We start from the raw sequence: 3,550 nt of genomic DNA on the forward strand, positions 1-3,550 counted from the left end.
AGTGGGCTTCCTGCCCGGCGGTGCTGCCCCCGGCAGTGAGGTCTGCCCCACGGGCGGTGCCGGCCTGGGCATTCCGAAGAACACCACGAAGGAACAGCAGCTGGCCGCTGCGACCTTCCTGAAGTTCATGACGGAGCCGGAGAACACCGCTGCCTTCTCCCGCGCCACCGGTTACATGCCGGTGCGCAAGTCCTCGGATATGGCCCAGGTGCTGGCAGAGACTCCGCAGATCCAGGTGGCCCTGGACCAGCTGGACGTCACCCGCACCCAGGACTATGCCCGTGCCTTCCTGCCGGGCGCCGACCAGGAGATGGCCAAGACGGCGGCTGCCATCATGACGCAGCAGGCTGACGTCAAGCAGTCCCTGACGGACCTGAAGACGGTCCTAGAAGGCATCTACACCAGCGACGTGGAACCCAAGCTGGCCTAGGTCCCGTCCAAAATGGGATGGCCCCCGGTACCTTTGGGTTTCCGGGGGCCATTCCATGAGGGCTGCGGGGTCCCGCACCGGGCCGACGCCTATTTGCTGTCCAGCGGTACGGGCGTCACGCCCAGCGGCGCCAGCCGTGCGGCACCCCCGTCTTCAGCCGTGAGGACCCAGATACCGCCGTCGTGCACGGCCACGGTGTGTTCCCACTGGCAGGAGCGCGCACCGTCCACGGTTACCACGGTCCAGTCATCATCCAGTACCGCTGTTTCGATGCCGCCGCGCACCAGCATAGGTTCGATGGCCAGGCACATGCCGGGCCGGATCTTCGGGCCGCGGTGCTTGGTGCGGTAGTTGAGCACATCCGGGGCCTGATGCATCGCCGAGCCGATGCCGTGGCCCACATAGTCTTCCAGGATGCCGAAGCGCCCGTCCCCGGCCTGGGTGACGTAATCATCGATCGCGTTGCCGATATCCCCGACATGCTTGCCGCGAGCCAATCCGGCAATGCCGGCCCACATGGCGTTCTCTGTGACATCGGACAGTTCCCGGTCCGCGGGGTCCTCGGTGCCCACGATCACGGTCCGTGCGGAGTCGCCGTGCCAGCCGTCGACGATGGCACCGCCGTCGATGGAAATGATGTCGCCTTCCTGCAGCACATAGTCACCGGGAATCCCATGGACCACCTGTTCATTGACCGAGGTGCAGACGGTGGCCGGGTAGCCGTGGTAGCCAAGGAAGTTGGAGGTCGCCCCAGCATCTTTCAAGACTGCGGCGAACGCAGCGTCCAGGTCCCGGGTGGTGGCACCGACGACGGCGGCAGCCACCGCCGCATCCAGGGCGCGGCTGGTGACCAGCCCGGCCTGGCGCATTTTAAGGATCTGGGCAGGTGTCTTGTATTCGATGCGCGGCTGGCCGAACGCCATTCTTACCAACTTCCTTCGGAATCAACCCGACAATTCTAGCGGTTCAGCGCCGAAGGCCCCCGGCGGCGGTTCAACCGCAGCCAGGGGCCTTCGCTTCAAGCCTATGGACCCGGATCAGGAACCGGTGACGGCCTTGATGGCGTCCATGACCCGGTCGGTGACCTCGTCGATGGCACCGATGCCGTCAACTTTAGTGAGGATGCCGCGCTCGGCGTACCGGGCCACGACGGTCTCCGTCTGCTCGTGGTAGAGGTCCAGCCGGTGGCGGATGACGGTCTCGTTGTCATCCGTGCGGCCGTCCAGCTCGGCACGGGCCAGCAGGCGCCGGACCAGTTCCTCGTCATCGGCGGTCAGCTGCAGGACTACGTCCAGCTGCTGCTCGTTCTCGGACAGGATGCTGTCCAGCTCATCCACCTGCACGGTGGTGCGGGGGTAGCCGTCCAGCAGGAAGCCCTCTGCTGCATCGGCTTCCTGGAGGCGGTCGCGGACCATGTTGTTGGTGACGCTGTCCGGAACGAAGTCGCCGGCGTCAATGTACTTCTTGGCTTCAATGCCAAGCGGCGTCTGTGCCTTTACATTTGCGCGGAAGATATCGCCGGTGGAAATCGCAACGACGCCAAGCCGCTCTGATATCCGTGCCGCCTGTGTTCCCTTACCTGATCCTGGCGGACCGATAATGAGCATTCTCGTCATCGCAGTAACCCTTCGTAGTGGCGTTGTTGGAGTTGGGCATCGATCTGCTTGACCGTCTCAAGACCCACACCCACCATGATGAGGATCGAGGTACCGCCAAACGGGAAATTCTGGTTGGCGTTGATGAGCACCAGGGCAATCAAGGGAATCAGGGCCACGATGCCCAGGTACAGGGCGCCTGGCAGCGTGATCCGGGACAGGACGTACTGCAGGTACTCCGCCGTGGGCCGGCCAGCCCGGATACCAGGGATGAAGCCGCCGTACTTCTTCATGTTGTCCGAGACCTCGTCTGGATTGAAGGTGATCGCTACGTAGAAATACGTGAAGAACACAATCATCAGGAAGTACAGGGCCATGTACAGCGGGTGGTCGCCGGTGACCAGGTAGGTCTGAATCCAGGCCACCCACTCGGGCAAAGGCGTGTTCGGATCCGTCGGCGTGTTGAACTGCGCGACCAGGGCCGGCAGGTACAGCATCGACGAGGCGAAGATGACCGGAATGACGCCGGCCATGTTCACCTTGATCGGGATATACGTGCTGGTACCGCCCAGTGTCCGGCGGCCCACCATGCGCTTGGCGTACTGGACCGGGATACGGCGCTGCGACTGCTCGACGAAAATCACCAGGGCCACCACGACGACGCCGATGGCCAGCACGGTCAGGAAGACACTCCAGCCCTGGCTGTTCAGGATTGCGCCCAGGGCGCCCGGGAAGCTGGCGGCGATGGACGTGAAGATGAGCAGGGACATGCCGTTGCCCACGCCCCTCTCGGTGATCAGCTCGCCCATCCACATGATCAGTCCGGTGCCGGCCGTCAGCGTGAGGATCATCAGCAGGACGGTGATGATGTTGTCATTCGGGATGACTGGCACGTTGCAGGTGAAGTTGAACAGGGCGCCGGACCGGGCCAGGGACACCAATGTAGTGGCGTTCAGCAGGCCCAGTGCGATGGTCAGGTACCGGGTGTACTGGGTCAGCTTGGACTGGCCGGACTGACCTTCCTGGTGCAGCTCCTGGAAGCGCGGAATGACCACGCGCAGCAGCTGGACGATGATACTCGCCGTGATGTAGGGCATGATGCCCAGGGCGAAAATGGAGACCTGGAGCAGGGCGCCGCCGCTGAACAGGTTTACGAACTGGTACAGGCCGCCGGTGGTGGTTCCCAAGGCCAAACACTGCTGCACATTGCCGTAGTCAACACCGGGCGCCGGGATAAACGCGCCCAGGCGGAAGATCGCGATGATTCCCAGCGTGAACAACAGCTTGCGTCGCAAGTCCGGCGTCCGGAATGCCCGGCCAATAGCGCTAAGCAAGCGTCCTCCTGAAAGTTCTTGGTGCCGTTTGACGACAAGTCACAACTACCGAGTCTAGCGGCTCAATCGCCATACAAATAAATACCGTGCTGCCCCGTTCGGATCCGGCGTCATACTGGTGCCCGCTCCGCGGGGGCTCCCGCCCGTCAGGCTGCCTTAAAATGCCCTGGCGGGCCGGATTACTCCGACCC

Annotated in this window: 4 protein-coding genes; 1 reads left to right on the forward strand and 3 read right to left on the reverse strand. The window is 63.4% G+C overall.

The features are described from left to right. A partial coding sequence (locus AC5RW2_RS41465; RefSeq protein WP_494075318.1) for an extracellular solute-binding protein occupies window positions 1–430 on the forward strand: 430 nt, incomplete at its 5' end. 89 nt (window positions 431–519) lie between these two features. On the opposite strand, the gene map is transcribed toward AC5RW2_RS41465, so the two are convergent. The 3 genes from map to secY all read right to left on the reverse strand — a co-directional run bounded on the left by map (window position 520) and on the right by secY (window position 3,359). Further along, window positions 520–1,353: a type I methionyl aminopeptidase gene (map, locus tag AC5RW2_RS41470; RefSeq protein WP_494030142.1), complete on the reverse strand. Its 834-nt coding sequence runs from the start codon at window positions 1,351–1,353 to the stop codon at window positions 520–522. A 114-nt stretch (window positions 1,354–1,467) separates the two neighbouring features. Further along, complete coding sequence (locus tag AC5RW2_RS41475) at window positions 1,468–2,046, reverse strand: adenylate kinase (protein ID WP_494030141.1); 579 nt, start codon at window positions 2,044–2,046, stop codon at window positions 1,468–1,470. Then, on the reverse strand, window positions 2,043–3,359 hold the full coding sequence (gene secY / locus AC5RW2_RS41480) for a preprotein translocase subunit SecY (protein WP_494030140.1): 1,317 nt from the start codon (window positions 3,357–3,359) through the stop codon (window positions 2,043–2,045). The genes AC5RW2_RS41475 and secY overlap by 4 nt, the downstream gene beginning before the upstream one ends. Between the last annotated feature and the right edge of the window lie 191 nt (window positions 3,360–3,550).

The sequence above is a fragment of the Arthrobacter sp. B0316-1-20 genome, assembly GCF_059091865.1.

Bases quoted from the DNA above. Each gene is read 5' to 3' on its own strand.
- AC5RW2_RS41475 (WP_494030141.1), bottom strand. From the start codon at position 2,046: ATGACGAGAATGCTCATTATCGGTCCGCCAGGATCAGGTAAGGGAACA.
- map (WP_494030142.1), bottom strand. From the start codon at position 1,353: ATGGCGTTCGGCCAGCCGCGCATCGAATACAAGACACCTGCCCAGATC.